The organism is Paraburkholderia tropica (assembly GCF_014171495.1).
GTDB lineage: Bacteria > Pseudomonadota > Gammaproteobacteria > Burkholderiales > Burkholderiaceae > Paraburkholderia > Paraburkholderia tropica.
This window is the reverse complement of sequence record NZ_CP049137.1, coordinates 1,532,539-1,552,925: the sequence shown is the minus strand read 5'-3', so window position 1 is coordinate 1,552,925 and position 20,387 is coordinate 1,532,539. Positions and strand designations below refer to the sequence as shown.

General features: G+C 62.2%; 21 protein-coding genes and 4 pseudogenes. 11 read left to right on the top strand and 14 right to left on the bottom strand.

The genetic code is table 11. The features are described from left to right. The first annotated feature begins 53 nt into the window (after positions 1-53). From G5S35_RS39845 to G5S35_RS37000, 4 genes are all read left to right on the top strand, one after another. Positions 54-359, top strand: coding sequence for a hypothetical protein (locus G5S35_RS39845; protein WP_237181866.1), 306 nt, complete (start codon positions 54-56; stop codon positions 357-359). Between the two features lie 308 nt (positions 360-667). Beyond that, the gene (locus G5S35_RS37010; RefSeq protein WP_183040289.1) at positions 668-1,129 is read left to right on the top strand and encodes a hypothetical protein; all 462 of its coding nucleotides are present in this window, start codon (positions 668-670) and stop codon (positions 1,127-1,129) included. Between the two features lie 517 nt (positions 1,130-1,646). Beyond that, the gene (locus G5S35_RS37005; protein ID WP_183040288.1) at positions 1,647-3,071 is read left to right on the top strand and encodes an RAD55 family ATPase; all 1,425 of its coding nucleotides are present in this window, start codon (positions 1,647-1,649) and stop codon (positions 3,069-3,071) included. Between the two features lie 59 nt (positions 3,072-3,130). Next, the gene (locus G5S35_RS37000; protein ID WP_183040287.1) at positions 3,131-3,508 is read left to right on the top strand and encodes a response regulator; all 378 of its coding nucleotides are present in this window, start codon (positions 3,131-3,133) and stop codon (positions 3,506-3,508) included. A gap of 254 nt (positions 3,509-3,762) precedes the next feature. Here G5S35_RS37000 and G5S35_RS36995 read toward each other — a convergent pair. The 5 genes and pseudogenes from G5S35_RS36995 to G5S35_RS39840 all read right to left on the bottom strand — a co-directional run bounded on the left by G5S35_RS36995 (position 3,763) and on the right by G5S35_RS39840 (position 7,619). Next, positions 3,763-4,832 (bottom strand): annotated as a pseudogene (locus tag G5S35_RS36995) (IS5 family transposase). A 586-nt stretch (positions 4,833-5,418) separates the two neighbouring features. After that, positions 5,419-6,133, bottom strand: a pseudogene (locus tag G5S35_RS36990) (IS3 family transposase); the annotation flags it as partial. A gap of 35 nt (positions 6,134-6,168) precedes the next feature. Next, entirely contained in the window at positions 6,169-6,552 is a 384-nt protein-coding gene (locus G5S35_RS36985; RefSeq protein ID WP_183040286.1) for a hypothetical protein, read from the bottom strand. 513 nt (positions 6,553-7,065) lie between these two features. After that, positions 7,066-7,374 carry a hypothetical protein gene (locus tag G5S35_RS36975; RefSeq protein WP_183040703.1) on the bottom strand — a complete coding sequence of 103 codons (309 nt, stop codon included), beginning with the start codon at positions 7,372-7,374 and terminating at the stop codon, positions 7,066-7,068. A gap of 89 nt (positions 7,375-7,463) precedes the next feature. Next, positions 7,464-7,619 (bottom strand): phage integrase family protein, encoded by a 156-nt coding sequence (locus tag G5S35_RS39840; RefSeq protein WP_420874555.1) that lies wholly within the window; start codon positions 7,617-7,619, stop codon positions 7,464-7,466. 966 nt (positions 7,620-8,585) lie between these two features. Between G5S35_RS39840 and G5S35_RS36965 the strand changes: the two genes are divergently transcribed. Both G5S35_RS36965 and G5S35_RS39335 read left to right on the top strand, forming a co-directional pair. Next, on the top strand, positions 8,586-8,960 hold the full coding sequence (locus G5S35_RS36965; RefSeq protein WP_237181953.1) for a DEAD/DEAH box helicase family protein: 375 nt from the start codon (positions 8,586-8,588) through the stop codon (positions 8,958-8,960). Positions 8,961-9,323: 363 nt separating this feature from the next. Continuing rightward, on the top strand, positions 9,324-9,422 hold the full coding sequence (locus tag G5S35_RS39335; RefSeq protein ID WP_202035041.1) for a 3'-5' exonuclease: 99 nt from the start codon (positions 9,324-9,326) through the stop codon (positions 9,420-9,422). 311 nt (positions 9,423-9,733) lie between these two features. On the opposite strand, the gene G5S35_RS36955 is transcribed toward G5S35_RS39335, so the two are convergent. Then, the gene (locus G5S35_RS36955; protein ID WP_183040284.1) at positions 9,734-11,038 is read right to left on the bottom strand and encodes a tyrosine-type recombinase/integrase; all 1,305 of its coding nucleotides are present in this window, start codon (positions 11,036-11,038) and stop codon (positions 9,734-9,736) included. 163 nt (positions 11,039-11,201) lie between these two features. Then, positions 11,202-11,783, bottom strand: a pseudogene (locus tag G5S35_RS36950) (oxidoreductase); the annotation flags it as partial. A gap of 187 nt (positions 11,784-11,970) precedes the next feature. Between G5S35_RS36950 and G5S35_RS36945 the strand changes: the two are divergent. Then, positions 11,971-12,927 (top strand): LysR family transcriptional regulator, encoded by a 957-nt coding sequence (locus G5S35_RS36945; RefSeq protein WP_183040282.1) that lies wholly within the window; start codon positions 11,971-11,973, stop codon positions 12,925-12,927. A gap of 55 nt (positions 12,928-12,982) precedes the next feature. Here G5S35_RS36945 and G5S35_RS36940 read toward each other — a convergent pair whose 3' ends face one another. Beyond that, complete coding sequence (locus G5S35_RS36940; protein WP_065059121.1) at positions 12,983-13,486, bottom strand: GAF domain-containing protein; 504 nt, start codon at positions 13,484-13,486, stop codon at positions 12,983-12,985. Positions 13,487-13,625: 139 nt separating this feature from the next. Here G5S35_RS36940 and G5S35_RS40450 point away from each other — a divergent pair. Next, a pseudogene (locus tag G5S35_RS40450) lies at positions 13,626-13,817 on the top strand (hypothetical protein); the annotation flags it as partial. 165 nt (positions 13,818-13,982) lie between these two features. Here G5S35_RS40450 and G5S35_RS40385 read toward each other — a convergent pair. Both G5S35_RS40385 and G5S35_RS36930 read right to left on the bottom strand, forming a co-directional pair. Further along, on the bottom strand, positions 13,983-14,177 hold the full coding sequence (locus G5S35_RS40385) for a LysR substrate-binding domain-containing protein (protein ID WP_420874560.1): 195 nt from the start codon (positions 14,175-14,177) through the stop codon (positions 13,983-13,985). 152 nt (positions 14,178-14,329) lie between these two features. After that, positions 14,330-14,629: a hypothetical protein gene (locus G5S35_RS36930; RefSeq protein WP_183040281.1), complete on the bottom strand. Its 300-nt coding sequence runs from the start codon at positions 14,627-14,629 to the stop codon at positions 14,330-14,332. A gap of 182 nt (positions 14,630-14,811) precedes the next feature. Between G5S35_RS36930 and G5S35_RS36925 the strand changes: the two genes are divergently transcribed. The 3 genes from G5S35_RS36925 to G5S35_RS36915 all read left to right on the top strand — a co-directional run bounded on the left by G5S35_RS36925 (position 14,812) and on the right by G5S35_RS36915 (position 17,328). Then, complete coding sequence (locus G5S35_RS36925) at positions 14,812-15,468, top strand: HAD family hydrolase (RefSeq protein ID WP_183040280.1); 657 nt, start codon at positions 14,812-14,814, stop codon at positions 15,466-15,468. Between the two features lie 122 nt (positions 15,469-15,590). Then, on the top strand, positions 15,591-16,517 hold the full coding sequence (locus G5S35_RS36920; protein WP_124261295.1) for a LysR family transcriptional regulator: 927 nt from the start codon (positions 15,591-15,593) through the stop codon (positions 16,515-16,517). 76 nt (positions 16,518-16,593) lie between these two features. Further along, entirely contained in the window at positions 16,594-17,328 is a 735-nt protein-coding gene (locus G5S35_RS36915) for a DUF4410 domain-containing protein (protein ID WP_176080260.1), read from the top strand. A 32-nt stretch (positions 17,329-17,360) separates the two neighbouring features. On the opposite strand, the gene G5S35_RS36910 is transcribed toward G5S35_RS36915, so the two are convergent. The 4 genes from G5S35_RS36910 to G5S35_RS36895 all read right to left on the bottom strand — a co-directional run bounded on the left by G5S35_RS36910 (position 17,361) and on the right by G5S35_RS36895 (position 20,380). Further along, positions 17,361-18,065, bottom strand: coding sequence for a glutathione S-transferase N-terminal domain-containing protein (locus G5S35_RS36910; RefSeq protein ID WP_110326229.1), 705 nt, complete (start codon positions 18,063-18,065; stop codon positions 17,361-17,363). A gap of 137 nt (positions 18,066-18,202) precedes the next feature. Further along, the gene (locus G5S35_RS36905; RefSeq protein ID WP_065059127.1) at positions 18,203-18,526 is read right to left on the bottom strand and encodes a cupin domain-containing protein; all 324 of its coding nucleotides are present in this window, start codon (positions 18,524-18,526) and stop codon (positions 18,203-18,205) included. Positions 18,527-18,582: 56 nt separating this feature from the next. Next, positions 18,583-19,353, bottom strand: coding sequence for a bestrophin-like domain (locus G5S35_RS36900; RefSeq protein ID WP_074984946.1), 771 nt, complete (start codon positions 19,351-19,353; stop codon positions 18,583-18,585). A gap of 79 nt (positions 19,354-19,432) precedes the next feature. Continuing rightward, the gene (locus G5S35_RS36895; RefSeq protein WP_074984944.1) at positions 19,433-20,380 is read right to left on the bottom strand and encodes a LysR family transcriptional regulator; all 948 of its coding nucleotides are present in this window, start codon (positions 20,378-20,380) and stop codon (positions 19,433-19,435) included. Positions 20,381-20,387 lie beyond the last annotated feature (7 nt).

Genomic DNA, 20,387 nt, shown 5'->3' with positions numbered 1-20,387 from the left:
TTATTTTTTGCAGGGGCAAGTGCACGCGGGCTCCTGTTTCCTGGGAGAAGCAAATGCTTAGTCCACACGAATTCGCGACCCTGATGCTGGTTCGCCAGGCGCCGGACCAGCTCGACATGAACCGCGCCGAACTCGATGCGCTTCTCGAGCGCCAACTGGTGATGCTGCAGCATTGCGGCAAAGGTGCACGGCGCGCCTACCTGACCGGAAAGGGCAAAACGTTCCTTGACGCACTTCAACCGTGCGACGTGCACCGCGGCAGGAAGACTGCCGGAAACGCCGTTGGCCTGGATCCGGGAATGTCTCTCGCGCCGGGTAGTCGTGCGAAGGAAATTGAGGATCCGGGACGCGCTGGCTGAATGGCTACGCAACCGCACGGCCTCGCAGCCGCCCTCGCGGTGAAGTGCGGGGGCGAGTCTGCCAGAGCTTGCCGGACGGCATCCGGACCGACACGAGCCACAGCGGAAACGCGGGGCGCAGGCACTGGCGTTTCCCGAAGCGCAGATCCGGTTATGCTCAGTCGTTCCGGACCGACATGTTCGACAGACCTGGCTTCCGTCAGCGATTTATGGCTTGACGCGAGACGAATACCTGCGGATTCGACGGTCGTCCCTTCTGGATCTCTGTTCCTGCGGAACCATCTGACCTCCGCTTCGAGGAATATAGAATGACAGACATCGCAGTCACCTTTCCCGACAACGACTCGCCTTATGAACGTATACGGCTTATGCTCTTCAGCGTCGATCTGCCAGTGCAACGTCTCGAAGCAGACATCGACGGTATCGAACGATTCACCGCGCCTGATGTGCGCTCACCGCATCTGCGCTTGATCGAAACAATGCCGCCTCTTACGCCTGCTGCGGAATCGATCGTACGCGCCATGATCCGAACATATGGAATGGAGTTGTTCGGGCGCGGTAGCGCGAATGCCGCGCTGCGCGCGCTGATAAAGGCTGGACCGGTTAAATTTGGACAAACCGCCTTGTTGCTGGGGCACGACGCTCCTGTGCCGGAGCGTACCCGACCGCTCGTCGAAGAATTCAACCGGGTCTTTGAGCGCCATCCTGAAAGCGGCTTCGCCGAAGCTAGAAGCATTCTGGCGGCAATTGGTCTGCCCGGTTGCTGGTAGGCATTTCAACAGCCACGTCGCATGCAAAAACGGGAATAGGGATTCGTAATTGGGTCCGCCGAAGATGTCACCGTCGGACGTCGGGCCGCGCATCGCTAAGAGGGTGGCCGATCTGGAAAGCCTTGGGTGTGTATGGTGATCCCGGGGTGGCGCGCCCTCGTCGCTGCGCGAGGGCGCGCGTCCTGATGGATTACGACCTCAAGGCAGTGCCGTCCGTTTCTATTGTTACGTCGCAAAGCCGTGTGTCATAGGGTGGCTTCGAACCGGTTCATGTACGGCGCGTCGATTGGCGAGGACAGCCGTGGGTCTCGCCGGTGAGGCGCTGGCTGTGGCCTACATCGCCGTAGTGCGCCTGCACCCATCGGTGGCGATGGAGAGCGTGTTTGGCGCATAATCGTGTTTGGATACAGTTGCGCGTGGATGATCGCCCGTTCTCTGTTTCCCCTGAAACTGCGGAAATTGCTGCCCCTTTCTGCCGCCCCCTCGGCAACCACCAATACGTCGGAATCTAAACGCGATGCACCATGACCTGACTCGCCTGAAGAGCGATGTGCCCGGACTTGACCCAATTCTGGGCGGCGGGTTGATTGCTGGTTCCGCGTATATCCTCCAGGGGCGACCGGGTGCCGGCAAGACGATCCTGGCAAACCAGATTGCCTTCGCGCAGGCTCGTGCGGGAAGCAAAATTCTCTACATCACGCTCCTCGCTGAGTCCCACGATCGCCTCTTTCAGTCACTCGCGATACTTGACTTCTACGATGCTGAGCTCGTTGGTAAGGAAATAACGTATCTGAGTCTGTTCCGAACGCTTCGCGTCGACGGTCTGAGCGCGCTGGTTGAGCTGCTCCGCAAGGAGATGGCGCGCCAGGGGGCCTCGATGCTCATCCTGGATGGGCTGCTCAACGCGCGCGAAAGCACGCATAGCTCACTCGACGTGAAGGCCTTTGTCGCGGAACTGCAGGGGCATGCGTCGTTCAGTGGCTGCACGGTCCTGTTTCTGACCAGCGCGCGCATCGACGAATCAAGCCCGGAGCACACGATGGTCGATGGTGTGGTTCAACTAGAGGAGGAATTGTTCGGCTCGCGTACCGTACGACGGCTGCGGATAACCAAATCGCGCGGAAGTGCCTCGCTTGGAGGTCTCCATCACTATGAGATTTCCAATCAGGGGGTCACGGTCTATCCGCGGCTCGAATCCCTGTATGGTCGACCTGTTGGTCAGGACCGTGCTCCGCAGGACCGGGTCTCTAGTGGTGTCGGCGAGCTTGACCTGCGAGTACACGGCGGCCTGCCCGCAAACTCCGCTACGGCCGTGGTGGGTCCGGGTGGAAGTGGCAAGACCAGTTTTGGTCTCAATTTTCTACGGTTGGCGACGCCTGAAGCACCAGCGCTGCACTTTGGCTTCTACGAGAGCCCTGCGCGTCTTGCCAGTAAGGCAAAGGCTCTGGGGATAGAACTGGAGACGCTTATCGCCTCAGGTGCGGTGGCTGTTTTGTGGAACCCGTTGACCGAGAACGTCATCGACAAACTGGCGTACCAGTTGCTTGATGCAGTTCGGGCACGCGGAATGCGCAGGCTCGTCATAGATGGGCTTGCGGGTTTCGAAAGGGCGAGTGTTGAGCGTCCTCGCTTCACCGAATTTCTTGCTGCATTGACGAACCAGTTACGCGTTCTGGACGTTACGACGCTGTGTACATGGGAAACGAGGGAGCTGACCGCGACGGCACTGAATTCGGCGCCGCCAGAAATGCTGAGCCTGTTCGACAATGTCATTGGCATGCAGCTTGAGGAAGCGGGTGACGCGCTGTATCCTGGCATGAAAGTTATCAAGATCAGGGACAGTGCATTCGCTCCGACAATCACGAAGCTCATCATCCCGGATGCCATTCACGGAACGCTCGGGGATCGTGGCATCGCTACATCAGGCACCCCCGAAAATTAAAATGTCGCTGGAAGGGCTGCGTGCCGTCTGCTGACGGCAGGTAACGGGAGTGAGCCGCAATGGCGACCATAGTAGTAGTTGACGACGAGACCTTGATCACGGATTTCCTGTCCTTTTTTCTGGAGGACGCGGGATACGTCGTCCATAGCGCTCGCAATGGAGCCGAAGCGCTTGAGCTTATCGTACGTATTGTTCCGGACCTCGTCATCACGGACTACATGATGCCATTGATGACGGGTTTGGAGCTTGCGCGCGCGATCAAGGCAGACCACGCTGTCATGCACGTTCCTGTCATCCTTTCCAGCGCTGCACAAGGAGCGTCCGCGAGGCAACACCCGGAATTGTTCGTTGCTGTGCTGGACAAACCTTATCCAGCACAAGAACTGATGCGGATCGTGACTGAGACGCTGGAAAATAACGGATTCCTGGGGCGATAATCACTTGGTCAACGGTTCAAACGCTGAGCGTGGCGACGAAGGTGCTGAAATGAGCGATTTGATTCTGTGGTCACGCGATCGCGAATGCCCTCCTCTGGCATCGAAGGCGTCTAGCAGACTGTTGAAAAACACCTTGCCGGCGTTGAGCACTCAATTTCGTCGAGTCTCTGCACCGGTTTGGTTGATGTCGATTTAATGCTCGAAGCCTTTCATTCTGGTGGAGAAAATGCCATTGTCCTCGCTGCCAGTTGCTCCTATGCCGCTTGCGCGGCGAGCGTGCGCATGCGAGTCAGGTTGTAGGCCGCCTGAGTCAACAGGAAGAGCTGGTCAACTCGTTGCAGGCCCCGAAACATCGCCTGCCGAATCCTGCCAACCGTCTTGCTCCAGCCAAAAACCTGCTCAATGCATTCGCGCTGACTGATGGCATAGCCGGCCCAGCGCGTTGTGCGTGCGTCGATGGCGGAGCCACCCGCGCGGCCATTGTTTTGCGCAACATGTGGCGTCACGCCGTGTGCGCGGTACGTTGCAACGAAGCCGACCGTGCCGTGTCGTAGTTCTTGTCAGCACCGACCGTAATCAATGTATCGGCGAATTGCGCGGCGTCCGCAAGCATTCCGGCTGCTGTATTGCGCTCGGCTGTGTCATTCGCCTGCGTCACCTGTGCGTTCACCACGAGGCCGTGCCGGTTATCAGTCAGCACGTGCCCCGTGTAGCAAAGCATCGCGCTGTCCGTGCTGGACTCATGCGTGTCGTTGCTACGCTTCTCGCCATGCCAGTTCTCGTGAGAGGCAGCACCGCCGTTAGGCGGCGAGTCGTCATCCGACTTCGTCTTCGGCACAAAGCTCTTGTGTCCGGCCCAGGCCTGAATGAGTGTGCCGTCGACGCTGAAATGCTCGCCCGACAGGTGGCCACGTACGCGCGCAGTCTCGACCGTCTCATTGAACAGACTGACCATGACATCATGGGCCATGAGTTGGTCGCGGTTCTTACTGAAGGTGGAGTGGTCCCAAACCACATCGTCCATTGCCAGTCCGACGAACCAGCGGAACAACATGTTGTAGGAGATTTGCTCCATCAGCATGCGTTCGCTGCGAATCGAATACAGCACTTGCAACAGCAGTGCGCGAATCAACTTCTCCGGCGCGATACTTGGGCGTCCGCCCTTCGCGTCGCTCTCGTACATGCGCGAAAAGACTGGGTCCATGCGAGTGAGCGCATCGTTCAACCATTGCCGAATCGGTCGCAACGGGTGATTGGCCGGAACGAAGTCATCCAGCCGGGACATCGTGAACATCGACTCGGTGTAGCCGTCCGCTCCGCGCATTGCCTCAGCCTCAGTGTTGTCTGACTCTTCGTTTCAACGTTTACGCGTCCCGCGCGGATGACGTGCGCGGAAGATATTTCAACAGCCTGCTAGTTTTCGCCCTTCGGAAATTCAGGTTGCCAATGTGCAGCGCTGTTCTCTCCTACATGAGAGTGCACTGCCCATGCTCGAGGCCGTTCACGATCGCTGTCACTAACGAACCAGCGGCGCCGCCGGCTACCACGGCAACGATCAGGACACGAACACTAGGGCCTACAGGCGACCATTTCGCGACCGCAAGCACAACGGCAATGTAGGCCACCACACCCATCGCGAACTCGCCCGGCGAACTAACTGCGACTAGGCTTCTCATGCCGATTCCCACAATCCCGGTCCACGGCAGCGCGAGAGCAACGCCACCGGTGCAATAGGCGAAGCAGCCGCCTATTGGCGCGGCCCATACCATGGCGAAAAGTACGGAAGCAACCGTAGTGCGCAAAAAATGTGTCACCGGTGCCGGTTCGACGGTACGGCGTTCTGAGTCGCCGAAGTGACAATTTTGCTTCCACTCGAAGCGTGACCCTGCCTCATTTCCACGTACAGCAGATCATGCAGCGATCAACGCGGCCTCGAAGTCGACGGGAGTAAGAAACCCTATCGAGGTGCGCAGGCGCCCTCGATTGTAATAGCCCTCGATCCAGTCGACGATATCCAGACGAGCCTGCGCTCGCGTTTCGTAGTGAACCTGATAGATTCTTTCGACTTTCAGGGTCTTGAAGAAGCTTTCCATCGGGGCGTTGTGCCACGCATTGGCACGACGGCTCATGGAGATCGTTGCCTTGAAGCCGGCGGCCAGCTTTTGGTATGCCCGGCTTGCATACTGGGCCCCTCTGTCGGAATGTAACAGCAGTCCTCGCGCCGGTTTGCGTTGCCAGCACGCGCTGCGCAGTGCCTGGCAAACCAGCTCGGCCTCGATGCGTTCGGACATTGCCAGCCATCGAAACGACGATCGAGCAGGTTCGGCGCTACGGGAAGGCTGTGACCCGATAGGCGCGCCTGTAGAGCGGGCGCAAGCCTTGGCGCTGCAAGCTACGCCGCACGCGCTCTTCGCTCGCCGCTGGACCTTGGACTCGCAATTGCCGCACGATACGCTGGCGGCCATACGTGCCACGATGCTTGTGGTGGATGGCGGCTGCTTCCGCATCAAGGGCCGCGTTCGCCTGTGCTCGAACGCGCCACTGGCAATATCCGCTGCGCGAAACGCACAGAATCTGGCATAGCCGGGTGACGGTGTACTGGTCGCAGTAATCGTCGATCCAAGCGTCCGCTGATGGCACCACAGCGAGATTGGCGGAATCTATACGTCGATGCGCTCGCTGCTAGCAAGGTACTCTTCGCCCTCGACAATAAGGTTCGCGGCGGTCTTCAACACTTCGTCGAGCCTGAACAGCAACTGTCCACGCCATATTTCTTCAGTAGATGGGGACGGTTGAGCCAAACTCTCCAAGAGCGAGATAGCAGTTTCGAGGAATGGCAAGCTCCGGTGATAGCCTAATGCTGCCATCGTCGCGTCGTCTGTAGCGCCCTTCACCATTCGCAGATATTCATCCGGGTGCAGCTCGGGAAGGACCTGCGTTGCCGTTGTGAGGGTATCAATACGCGCTTGACTTCGCGACCAAATGTACTCTGCCCGCTGCAGAAGGTTCGTCAGGCGCTCGCGCAATTCGCTTTCGGTGAGCATGAATAGGCCCGTCGTCTGGATGTCTTGATATCTTACGCGCCGCGTAACGCGCGGGCGGCTGTTTGAGTCAGACATATTGTCAGCACCTTCGGTCACGGCGCAATGTGAAGGAATTCCTTGTAAGGAGGGTGTGGTGGCAACTTACCGGCGACTCAAGGCGCAAATTGCAGAGCTTGAGGAAGAAGCCGCAGTCGCATGGGCTTCGGAGATCGCGGAGGTACCTGCGGCCGTTCGTGCGAAGGTCGCGGAACATGGGTTGACCGTACACGAGGTCCTCGGGGAGTCGCCCGGCGGGGAGGGGCAAACAGGCGTCCCCACCAATCGTTGCCGCCGAAATACCGGGGGAGCAACCTGGTCAGGACGGGGACGCGCTCCCGCCGGGATAGCCAACGTTAAAAAACGAGAAAAGTCTGAGCCGCGGAGCCAAGGAGTTGCGCGGCATCTGGGTGGATGCTTAGTCTTCTGGGCAGAGGAGTTTGAGTACTGCCGACGTTGCGTCAGCGGATGCTCGCGTCAGGAACGAATCAGGCGTAACAGCCGTTCGAACTGTGAGCGGGAGGAACAATAAACGAAGATCGCATCGCCTTCTGCCGCGCGCATCACGTTCTCACGCAACTCCCGATTGACGCTGCTTCGGGATGAAAGGACTAGAGCATGCACTTCCGGCGCGTTTGGGGCTACATCGAGATCACCAAGTCTCGTAATGCCCGTGCCGATCCGGCCAACCACCGTAACAGCTTTGCCATAGAAGAAGCGTGCAATCACTTCGTCCTGGCGTCCGCTGCGCCCGTTTGAACTTTGGTCGGATTTTTCACTAAGCATGCGCATGGCGATAGACAGCGGTTCCCTAGGAGCACGATTTTGCCACACTCGGCGCAAGTAGCCGACCATAGTAACCCCAGCAGGAAAAATTACTGAATAAGATAAATGAAAGGCCAGGCAGTCGTTGTTTGGCGATCAATTGCGGCGCTAGCTGCGCCGAGACGCCGCACGACCTTCCGCCACCGGCGTCGGCGCGGAATGCGAACGGTGAGATTGGCAAGCGTGGTGATGCCGTAACTATGCAAATTGAATATGCAGAACTTCTTTCTCCAGATGGCAGCATCTGCGCCTGACGCGCCGCTTAAGGCGCGAATTAGGCTTCAGGTCACATGGGCCGACGACGGAACGCCGGAGGGTAGTGTTGAGGAGGAGATCAGGTGGATCACGACGCTTGACGAGGCATTCGAATGGGGCGAGTGCCGTCGTGTCCAGGCAACGGAGCGCGGCTCGAGACAATTCATTTATGTCCCGGCAGCTCGCGACGCTCTTGGTCAAGTCGCGGCATTGCTAAATGGACGTTTGTGGCAAGCAGTAAGGTGGTTGCAGGCGTTCCAGGGCCACAGCGCCCAAGCCCCGGAAGGTATTCAGCAACAGTTCGAGGCTGAGCAGCCTGCGCGGTTTGTGATGGAGCGGCTCTCCATGAAGTGGGGGCAGCTGCATCAAGCCGACACGGAGGCTACTCCTGTATTGCAGCTAAAAGAGAAAGTGTGTTCTTCTCGTTCCCGCTCGACATCGATTTTGCTATGCTGCGCGCGTTTCTGGATGTTTACCAACAGCCACGGGTCGGAGGTCGCGGACCACGGGCAAGCGCTGCAGCGATCGACGAGAAGAAAGCCACGTCGCTTAAGACTAGCGGCCATCCGGGTTGTACGCGCCGGAGTATGACGAGGGATTCAAGTGGTATCCCTATCTGTTTCTGGATCGTAGCAATCCTCAGACTCACATCGCCGCGCTTACTCGGATTGAGGACGAGGACATCGCTCCTGATGCTCCTCCAGAATTGAGCGCGTTGCTCGATGCGTTGGCCAGTGCGTTAGGCTTTGAGGATAACCAGCCATGACTCTCGTGCTGCCGGAGGATTGGCGCCCACTGGGAGTGGACGAGCTCGAGGGGCGGGCGCGGGGGGCAATACGTGAGACCGAGCGCAACGCCCTCGTCACAGCGGGGCAGGTACAGGTAAGACAGAATTTCTCGCGCAGAAAGCGAGCTATCTGCTTCAGACTGGTATCTGTGCCGCTCCCAAGCGCATTCTCGCAATCAGTTTCAAACGCGACGCAGCTAAGAAACTTGCCGATCGGGTTGTGAAGCGCTGCACGCCCGATCGGGCACGTCGCTTCGACTCTTATACTTTTGATGCCTTTGCAAAGAGTCTTGTCGACCGGTTTCGTGCGGCAATACCCGCGCAGTGTCGCCCGCCAGCGGACTATCGCGTTGTGATGCCGAGCAGGCGGGATTACAGCGAGTTTCTTGAATTGCATGAATTTAATCGGTTATTCTTGTGCGGCAGCGGGCAGCGGGCAGCGGGCAGACGCGGTCGAGGAGAGTATGTCGGCAGATTTCGAGGCATACGGTCTTCGTCTTCGTAACACCGCGTGGGGGCATTGCAATCCTGGATCTTCTTGGTGAAGATCTGACGCAGATATTCCTTCGACTGATGCGTCTCGCTACGACAATGAGAAGTCCGGAGCACTGGAACGCCGCCTTAAGAGATCTCCAGTTTTTGGAGGCTGTCGATCCAGTAGATGATCGCGCGCTACAGCGATCGCAGCAGCGCCTTGAGACCTTTGTTTGTGGAGACTCTGCGCCGAACATTCGCCTCTTATCAACGCCAGGCGGATTTCGACAGGGTCATTGTCGGACTTGTTACTCTTCTACAAGAATGCCTTGGCAATAGTGACACCTGGACGCAGGGGCTGGATGAGGTCGAAGGACTAGGCCAGGTCTCCCTTATGACAATTCACAAGAGCAAGGGTCTCGAGTTCCATACGGTCATCTTCTACGGGCTCGACAACCCGACGTGGTGGAGCTTGACGCCCGATCGCATGTAGGAATTGAATCCGTTCTTTATCGCATTTACACGAGCGAAGCAGAGGTCGTTCTTCACATTGTGCACTGCTCGTGGTAGATCGGTAGTTTGGATTGAGAATCTGCTTGCGTAGGGTGGTGTTCAGCGCGTCCGTATGAGACCAGCGTTGCGAGAGTGCGCCATTTTTCGATGGCCAACCAGTAGATCAGGGGTAACTGCGCGGCGTCACATTGATCAATCCCATACGGGGGGCTGAGCGCCTACAATGAGAACCCGACCCGGACCCGCGTTTCTTCGCTTCGAGCGCAATCCACATAAATTCCGCGACGGAGCTTAGGCCGCACTCAGTCTGGTGTTGCCCGTTGCTGTTAGTGGATCGATAAGATCGGCCCATCGCTGCGCAAGATCGCGGCGCTCAGAAAGATACTTCGTCGCATTGGTGTAGGCCAATTTGACTTTGTTGCGCTCGATATGGCTTAGATAGCATTCAATGGCCTCGGAACGCCACCGGCCACTTTCGTAAGCCCATACCGCGATCGACCCGCGGGCGCCATGCGCGCGGAACCAACTGTTGCTTTCTTCATTTAGGCCCATTTTGGCGAAGATTGCGTTAACTGCGCCGCGTGAAAGGTGGGGAAGTACCTTGGCCTTCGAACTATAAAAGACGTAATCTTCGGCATTCGTGTTTTGTGAAATCGAGCGAAGTACCAGTAACCGAGCAGCCAGTTGGGCGGACAGTGGAAAACAGTGTGGCTGTTTGTTTTTCATCCGGAAAGCCGGAATATTCCAGAGTGCATTCTCGAAGTCAAATTCCCCCCAACGTGCCTGTAACGCCTCTCCGGTACGGCATGCGGTTAGTAGTATCGTCGCCGCAAGCGTTCGCGTGACTAGCATCCTGTTCTCTCTGTCGATTCGACCGAGCAATGTACACATCTGGGAGGGCGGCAGGGCTTTGTTGTGCCGGACTTTCCTGGGCTTAACCGCATCGCCCAGGGCGATCATCGTAGCGGGATTGTTTTGCGCGCGCCCCGAGCTGATTGCATAGCGGAATACCTGTCCGAGCAACTGCTTGAGTTTGCCCGCAACATACGTGCTTCCGTTCTGCCGCTCGAAGCCTGTGCGAATGCTGCCGTTACCGACGTCCCTGACCAAGTGGTGAACGTGCGCTGCGGTAACCTCTGCAACAGGGAGTCTGCCGATGTCACGACCGACGACGTATCGCTCGAGCCATGTTTTGGACTGACCGAAGGTGTACTCGGCAACGCTGCCTCGGCGATGTTCTAACCATTCAGCGCATAACGCACCGAGCGTCTCCGCGTGTGCCTGAACGTTCATCAGCCGTTCTTTTTCGCGAGCGGCAACCGGATCTATGCCGACGGCAAGCAGCTTACGTGCCTCATATGCGAGCAAGCGAGCTTCGGCGAGATTCACGTAGGGGAATAACCCGATTTTCAACGTTCGTTGACGGCCACCAAACCGGTAGGCCATGTTCCACGTCTTGCTGCCGGCAGTTGATACGAGCAGGTACAGTCCGTCGCCGACAGAAAGCTTATGGGGTCTATCGCCCGGCCGAAGCGTCTTGAGCGAGGCATCAGTTACTTTCAAAGGGCGCGCATTTGCGCGTTGCGTGCTGTTCATTTGAGGCTTCTCCTGGTGCGATTACGGTACACCCGGCTTCACCACGCGTTGCCAACAATCCGTAGGGGAACGCGGGGGAGCATCGGGGGCGCCAGGACATGAGCCTTCGTTTCTTCCCACCTTGCTGGTGGGTCTAGGGGAGACTAAGGGATTGCTGTTCGCCCTGCACGCAGACGATGGGCGCGATGCGCTCGGCGTCGGCGACCTGTTTCGCGGTCGCGTTCGACAGGCCGATATGACGCACGAGGCCGCGCTCGCGCAGGCGCGCGAGCCTTTCCATCTGCGGTTCGACCGGGCCTTCGGCGGGCTTGTGCACGTCGCCCATGATGCGCAGGTTCACGACGTCGATCGCATCGAGCGCCAGATTGCGCAGATTGTCGTGCACGGCGCGCTCGATGTCGTCGGGATCGTGCGCGGGCAGCCAGCCGCCCTGGTCGTCGCGCACGGCGCCGACCTTGGTGACGATCGTGAGGCCGGCGGGATACGGATGCAGCGCCTCGCGGATGATCTGGTTCGTCACGTGCGGGCCATAGAAGTCGCTCGTGTCGATGTGGTTCACGCCGCGTTCCAGCGCCTCGCGCAGCACCGCGACGGCCTCCGCGCGGTCCTTGGGCGGCCCGAACACGCCGGGGCCGGCGAGCTGCATGGCGCCGTAGCCCATGCGGTTGACCGTGCGGCCGGCGAATTCGAAGGTGCGGCTCGGGGTGGTCTGCTGGCTGGTCTGCGGGGTGGTCGGCTGGGTCATGGCGTTCTCCTGGAAAAGGGATGGCGCCAGTATGGACTGAGTCGCGTTGGTGGATAATCCCGTCAGATCCGCACGGGTTGTGCAAAATTTTGCACAATGGCGCATGGGCGCCCCCATCAAACTGTCTGCGCCGCATTCCGCTTTTCTCGACCCGATTCGACCCGATTCGACCCGATTCGACCTCATCATGACGCGCGAAACCCGACCGCAAGGCCATCCGGCCCTCGAAATGAACGATCTGGCCGCCTTCGTCGCCGTGGCGCGCGCGGGCGGTTTCCGCGACGCCGCGCGCGCCGGCGGCGTCTCGCCGTCGAGTCTGAGCACGGCGGTGCGGCGGCTCGAAACCCGGCTGGGTCTGCGGCTGCTGAACCGCACGACGCGCAGCGTCGCGCCGACCGAGGCGGGGCAAAGTCTGCTCGACACCATCACGCCGCTGTTCGCCGAGATGAAGGCCGCGCTCGACGTGCTCAACGGCTATCGCGACCGGCCTGCGGGCGTGCTGCGGCTGAACGTGCCGGCCAACGTCGCGCGCAGCGTGCTGCCGCCGATTCTTGCGGGCTTCGCGCGCGCCTATCCCGAGATTCGCGTGGAAGTAGTGGTGGAAGACGGTTTCGTCGACGTGTTGCAGGCGGGCTGCCACGCGGGCATTCGCTACGACGAGCGGCTCGAGCAGGACATGATCGCGATTCCGATCGGGCCGTCCGTGCAGCGCTTCGCCACGGGTGCGTCGCCGGATTATCTGGCTGCGCGCGGCGTGCCCGCGCATCCGCGCGATCTGCTCGACCACGCCTGTCTGCGCGTGCAGTTTTCGGGCGGGGCGATGGCGATCTGGGAGTATCAGCGCGACGGCGAGACGGTGCGTCTCGATCCGCCGGGGCCGCTGGTGGTGAAGCCCGCGGCGGCGCTCGATCTGGCGATCGAAATGGCGCTGCGCGGGGCGGGCGTGGTCGCGATGTTCGAGGACATGCTCAAGCCGCATTTCGCGAGCGGCGCGCTGGTGCCGCTGCTCGAGGACTGGTGGCCGCAGTTTTCCGGGCCGTTTCTCTACTACCCGGGGCGGCGGCATCCGCCCGCGCCGCTGCGCGCTTTCGTCGACTTTCTGAAGTCGGGCGCCGAGGCAGGCGCAAATACTTCGTCATCCTGATGAGATATCCGCGCGGGTAAACGCGTGGGGAAAACGCGCGAGAAAAGCGCAGCGTTTAGCGCGCGGCGCGCGTCCAGCCGAATTCGATGAACACGCGGCACAGTTCGGCCATGCCCTTGGCGTCTTCGTCGTCGAAACGCGCGAGGTGCGGGCTGTCCACGTCCCATACGCCGATCAGCGTGCCGTCCGCCGCCACGAGCGGCACCACGATTTCCGATTGCGAAGCCGAATCGCAGGCGATGTGGCCCGCGAACGCGTGCACGTCGGGCACGAGCTGGGTCTCGCGCGTCTGCGCCGCCGTGCCGCACACGCCCTTGCCGAGCGGAATGCGCACGCAGGCGGGCTTGCCCTGGAACGGGCCGACCACGAGTTCCTTGCCGTCGAAGAAGTAGAAACCGGCCCAGTTCAGCCCGTCGAGCGAGTGGTAGACCAGCGACGAGAAGTTCGCCGCGTTCGCGATCGCGTCGGTTTCGCCTTCGATCAGCGCGCGCGCCTGGGCGGCTAGCGTGGCGTAGAGCGCGGGTTTGTCGGCGGGAAGGGAGTCGGTGAGCGAAAACATGGTGTGTCGAGCCTGGTGAATCTGGGGTGAATCCGGGAATGAAGCGGCGCACAGCGCGCCTGCGAGGGCGCCAGTTTAGGCCAGATCGGGGGTTTTTGCTCGATTGGGCCCGATTGTCGGGGGCGGCGGTGGGGCCTTTGTGACCTTGCCGTGGGCGTTACCGCGCGCGGTCGTGCGATCGGTGCGGGCGATTCTGCTCGGCGATGTGCTGCGCCAGCCGTCGCGCGAGCAACACGAACGTTGGATGGTCGCGAGTCCGCCGGGGCGCAACCGCATTCGCGCGGCACTGCCCGCGGACTGGCTGGCGGGCGATCGTCCCGGCACCAGTGTGGAGGCGCAGACCAACGATTACGCGATCGTGCGTCCGCCGGGCCGCGCGCCGCCGCTGGTCGCGGCGCATTGCGAAGCGCCGGGGCTGGACATGCCGCATCGCGGGGCGGTGCGGCTTGAGGCGCGAGGTGAACGAGCGTGGAAAACACGGCGACACCGCCCGCAATCAGACGACTGCGTGCGCTTCGAGCGTTTCCGCGAGATGGTGAGCGAACGCGCGCACGCGTGCGCTCATATCGCGTCGCGACGGATAGACGATAAAGAGGCCGGTTTCCGCAGCCGCTTCGCCGCCTGTTTTCACTTCGATCAGCGTGTCTCGCGCGACGTCGTCCTCGCACAGATGCGACGGCAACGCGGCCACGCCCGCGCCGCGCGAGTTGCCTGAGCAGTGCGAAGCTGTTCGCCCGTGCGGCACGACGGTTTCTTTCGCGCGATGGCGGCGTTGCCGGTGCCGCACGCACTCGCCGCCGTGCGGCGCGTGTGCGCGCAATACCGCCAGGAGATCGTCGGGCTTTAAGGCTTTTCGGCGTGCGTCTGGCGCGCGTTCGCGCGACCCGCTTCGTCGGCGATATCGAGCGCCTTGCGTTCGCGGCGCTCCTCGTTGCCGCGCCGCGCACGCATGCGCTGACGCGAGAGCACGCTGATGATCTCGCCCGTGCTGGCGTTGGCGGGAATCTCGTTGCGGATGACGTTGGGCACCATCGGCAACCCCTGACGCTGCCGGCGCAGCGCCTGCGAAATCGCGCGGCGGCAGTCGTCGCCGTGGCAATCCCACTCGTCGCGCAGCTCTCCGCAGTATCGGCATTTGTCCATCGGTTCAGTTTACCCGGAATCGGCGCGCGCTTTCGGGGCGCGACCACGTGACCCCGCCACGTAACCACGCGACTACGCGCAGGCAAGCGCTGCGTGCGCCCGCCGACGCAGCGCAGCAATCGGCGCACGCGCGCGCCCGGCGCGGCGCTATCATCGGCGATGACTCGAAGCGGGAGCGGCCCATGGCAACGAAAACGTCGGCGACAGCGACGACGGCGCAAAGCGGCAACATCGGCACGGTCCTGTTCGACATGGAAGGCGTGCTTTCGCACTACGACCGCGACGCGCGCGCGGCACATCTCGCGGCGCTCACCGGCACGACGCCCGACGCGGTGCGCGCCGCGATCTGGGATTCCGGCCTCGAAGCGCGCGCCGATGCCGGCGAACTCGCGCCCGACGCCTATCTGCGCGCGCTCGGCGAACTGCTCGGCTGCGCAATGGACCGCGCGACCTGGCTGGCGTCGCGGCGCGCGTCGATCACGCCCAACGACGCCACGCTCGCGCTCGCCGCGCGCGCGGGCGAGCGCTGCCGCATCGCCGTGCTGACGAACAACGGCAGTCTCGTCACCGATCACCTCGACGCACTGAATCCGCCCGTCGCGCGTCTGTTCGGCGGGCGCGTCTATGGCTCGGCGCAATTCGGCGCGGTCAAACCCGCCGCGCGGACCTACCTCGGCTGTGTCGAGCATCTTGGCGCGCTGCCGCACGAAACCCTCTTCATCGACGATAGCGACGCGAACGTGCAAGGCGCGCTCGACGCGGGGCTGCACGCCTGTTTGTTCGTCGATACCGGCACGCTCGAGCACGACCTGCGCCGCTTCGGCGTGTTGCACGACTGAAAGCAGGCACGAACGCCTGCGCAAGCGCAGCTTCAGGGTGGATCCGGCTTGAGCCGGGTGCGTTTCGCGACTACGCTCGGACATTCAAAAAACGCATTCTCACCGATGGGAGCTTGCAAGGCATGCATGACCTGAGTGTCCGGCGCTTGAGCCACGTGGTGGCGCTCGCGGAGGAGCGCAGCTTCGCGCGCGCGGCCGAGCGCGTGCATCTGAGCCAGCCCGCGCTGAGCCGCAGCATCCAGGCGATCGAAGAGGAACTCGGACTACGCCTGTTCGACCGCGCGGTGCGCGGCGTGGCGGTCACGCAGGCGGGCAAGGCGGTGGTGGAGCGCGCGCGGCGCGTGCTGTTCGAGGCCAGTTGCCTGACGCGCGACGTCGAACTGCTCAAGTCGCACGAAGCGGGCGAGGTGCGCATGGGCCTCGGGCCGTATCCGACGATGGTGCTCATGCCCGACCTGCTGGTGGCGCTGTCGCGCCGTCATCCGGCGGTCGAGATGAAAGTGTCGGTGAATCAGGGCATGCAGATGGTCGAGATGCTGCTGGCCGAACAGCTCGACTTTCTCGTCACCGACCGGCGCGTGCTGCCCGACAATCCCGCGCTCGCCATCAAGTCGCTCAAGCGGCACGACGGCGGCTGGTTCGCGCGCGCCGGGCATCCGCTCACGCGCCGCGGCGCGGTGAGCACGGCGGTGCTGCGCGACTTTCCGCTGGTGTCGGTGCCGCTGCCGCCGTTCATGCGCGCGGCCGTGCATCGGCTCATGAAGATCCGCTCGCACGAGTCGATTGGCGTGCAGCTCGAATGCAACGATCTGCAGGTGCTCAAGTCCTTCGTCGAGCAGACCGACGCCTTGCTGTTCGGCACGGTGTCGTCGGTGCGGCGCGAGCTGGCGGCGGGCACGATCGAGCGCATCGAGGTGGCCGATTCGCCGCGCATGGGGCTCGATATCGCGCTCGTGGTGCTGGCCGAGCGCACAATGTCGCCGGCGGGCGAGGTGGCCGTCACGCTCGCTCAGGAACTGCTCGCGGATGCGCAGAAAGCGAACGTCTGAGCACGGCCGGCACGCAGAAGGAAATCGTCGCGCGCCGCGACTATGATGGACGCATCGTCCATCGCCGGAGTGTCCGATGAGCCTGTCCGCACGGCGTTCTACCTGGCGTTCTGTCTGGCGTTTTGTGCTCGCCGCGCTGTGGTTCGGCGCGAGCGTGGTTGACTCGCAAACTCCCGCTTACGCGCAAACTCCGGCGACTGCCGAAGCGGTGCAGTCCGCCGTCCCCGCGACCGCGCCGCTCGTCTACGTAAGCGATTTCGAACTCGACGCCTCCAGCGTCACGACCGATCAGAATCCCGTCGATCAGGCGCGGCGTCTCGCGGGCGGTTTGCTGCCGCGGCCTTTGCCGCGTCTGCGCGGCGAGGATCCGCAGGCGAAAGCGCGCGACATCGTCGAGGAGATGGCGTCGACGCTGGTCGCCGACCTGCGCCGCGCCGGTGTCGATGCGCGCCGACTCGCGGCGGGCGCGCCCATGCCCGCACAAGGCTGGCTCGTGCGCGGCGTGTTCCTGCAGGTGGACGAGGGCGACCGCTTGCGGCGCGCGATGGTGGGCTTCGGCTCGGGCGCGAGCGAGGTTCAGCTGGCGGTGGCCGTCGACGATCTGGCGACGCACGCGCCCGCGCCGCTCTATCAGGTGATCGACGCGCAGTCGAGCCACAAGACGCCGGGCGCGGGGGCGGCCATCGCGCTCAATCCCTACGTGGCCGCCGCGAAGTTCGTGATCGCGCGCGGCGATCAGCGCCTGACCGTGGAGCGCGCGGCGGGACAGGTTGCCGATACCGTGGTGGCGCGCGTGAAAGCCGCGCCCTGAGTCATGCCGCGACGCCGCAGAAAAAGCCGCGTTCACACGCGCTTCGGAATCTCCAGCCCGCGCTGCACCGCAGGACGCGCGACGAATGCATCGAGCACGCGCTTGACGTTGCTGAACGAGTCGAAGCCCACCAGATCGCCCGCTTCGTAGAAGCCGACCAGATTGCGCACCCACGGGAACGTGGCGATATCGGCGATCGAGTAGTCGTCGCCCATGATCCACGTGCGGCCCGCGAGGTGCTGGTCGAGCACATTGAGCAGACGTTTCGACTCGGCGACGTAGCGGTCGCGCGGACGCTTGTCCTCGTACTCCTTGCCCGCGAACTTGTGGAAGAAGCCGAGCTGGCCGAACATCGGGCCGATGCCGCCCATCTGGAACATCACCCACTGGATCGCTTCGTAGCGCGCCGCGCCCGAGCGGGCGAGGAGCTGGCCGGTCTTGTCGGCGAGATAGATGAGGATGGCGCCCGATTCGAACAGCGGCAGCGGCGCGCCGTCCGGACCGTTCGGGTCGAGAATCGCGGGAATCTTGTTGTTCGGATTCAGCGAGAGAAACGCGGGTGACAGTTGATCGTTGGCGTCGAAGCGCACGAGATGCGGCTCGTACGGCAGGCCCAGTTCTTCCAGCATGATCGAGACCTTCACGCCGTTGGGCGTGGGCAGCGAATAGAGCTGGATGCGCTCGGGATGCTGCGCCGGCCATTTTTCGGAGATCGGGAAGGTCGAAAGTGCGTTCATGCTTTTCCTCTGAGTGGTCTTGTCGTGTCGATCGGTCTGGCCGTGCGACGAAGGCCGCCTAGTGTAGAAGAATTACGGCAAGCGCGTTGGGCGTGTCCTGATTCTTGCTCGATCCTTGCCGTTGCGCGTGACGGCGTTCACACGCTGCCTTCCTTCTCGATCACGAGAATGCGCGCCGCGCCGCGCGGATGCGCCACGTGTTCGCAGCCCACCTGCGCATAAAACACGTCGCCGGTTTCGAGCACGGCCACGTGTTCCGACACGCCGGTTTCGCTGCGTTCCCGGTAGTGCATGTCGACAGTGCCGTCGAGCACTGCGAACACTTCCTCGCCGTCGTTCACATGCCATTTGTACGGCTGGTCGGTCCAGTGCAGACGCACGGTCGTGCCGTTCAGATTCGCGATATCGAGCGCGCCCCAGGCGCGCTCGGCGGTAAAGCTCTTGCTGCGGATGATCTTCATGAGGGAGCACGAAAACAAGGGATAAAACGCGGCGCGCGATGCTGGATGCTGCGCGTTTAATGTTGCGCCGGCAACGACTGCTGAAAGCTGATCAGATTGAGCGGCGCAACGCGGATGAGGCCGCCGCGCGGGCTGTCGATATCGGCGATCAGGGTCAGCGACAGCGAGACCGTGATGGGCAGCACGAACAGCAGAATGCGCTTGCCGCTCCTGCCGCGCGCGCCATAGCCCTGCATCAGATTGCTGAACAGCGCGATGATGATCATCAGTATCCATGCCGCCACGGGAATGCGGTTGATCCACGCGGCCTGCGTATAGCCCTGGGTGTTGATGACGTCGTTCATGCCCGCCACCACGAGCGCCGTGACCGGATTCGGCTGCGCCGCCGCCGCGTCGCGCACGCCGTTCCAGAGCTGCGTTTGCAGATCGGCGGTCGTGCGGTTGATTCGCGCGAGGGCGTGGCTTTCGTGCGTGGTGTAGTAGAGCACGCGCGTCTCGGTGTACTTCGCGAGCAGCGCTTTGAGGTTCGCCGCGCCCGCGCCGCCGATCAGATCCGCGCGCAGATATTCCGTGCCGATCGCGTTCGCTTCTTCCTCCTCCAGATTCTTGCGCTGGTCGTAGCGGCCCACCGCCATCGAGAGCGTGAAGCCGATCAGCAGCGCGAGCAGCGTGAGCGTGGCGCCTTGCACGACGTTGTAGTTTTCGCGCGCCTCCTCGGAGAGCGGGAAGCGGCGGTCGAGCACGACCGCGCCGAGCGCGGCGGCCAGCGGCAGGCAGACAATCAAGGTGACGAAGAGATACGCGGGATGCTGAAGGTATTGCGTCATGGTGGCTCCGAGTGGCGTGAGTCGAAGGCGCGTGAACAGCAATAAACGTTGGCAGGCAAGGCGGCTGGGTGGAGCGATTCTACGCGTTTGCCGGGTCTTCGCGCTCGACCTCGTTCAGATGCACGGCGCGCAGATCCTCGATGAATGCGCGCTGAATGTCGCCCGCGTTCGTCATGCGCCGCGTGACCATATGGAAGGTCACGTCGTAGCGCAGCGCCGAGGGATTCACGGCGCGCAGCAGGCCGCCGTCGACATAAGGCTTGGCGAAATGCACCGGCAGATAGCCGAGATGATGGCCCGAGAGGATCAGCAACGCGACGGCTTCCATGTTGTCGGCGATGGCGGTCACATTGCGCTCGTGCGTGGAATGCTGCGCCTCCGGCAGCGGATAGCTGCGCCACGCCCACTCGCACGCGGCGGCTTCGGCGGCGCCCACGTCGCCCGGCTGGTCAGCGTGGGCGGCGCGCCCGAACAGCGCGTGGCGCGCGCCGCAATACGCGTACTGGCGCTCGATGAACAGCGAGGTGTAGTCGAGGCTCGGCACGCGGTGCCAGAAATAGCCGATCGCGATATCGACCTTGCCGTTGAGCACCTGCTCCTCCAGTTCGCCCGGCGAGCGGATCTGGATGTTGAAGCGCACGGCCTGGTCGCGCTGGCGAAAGCGCGCGATGGCGTCGCTGATGCGCGCGTTCTGGCTGAACGGCGTGTGGCCGATCAGGCCGAGATTGAGTTCGCCGACGAGCTGGCGGTCCATATTGGCGGCTTCGGCGCAGAACGTATTGGTGGCCATCAGCAGCCGCCGCGCCGACATCGCGAAACGCTCGCCCTTGGCCGTGAGTTTGAAGCCGCCGCGCCCGCGCTCGCAGAGCCGGAAGCCGAGCCGCGTTTCCAGCGAAGCGAGCTGCGTGCTGATCGTCGATTGCCCGACGTTGAGCGCGGCCTGCGCGGCCGTCAGCCCGCGCGCGTCGACCACGGCGAGAAAAACGCGGATCAGCCGCAGGTCGAAGTCGGTCAGGTTGGCCAGCATGCTTCAA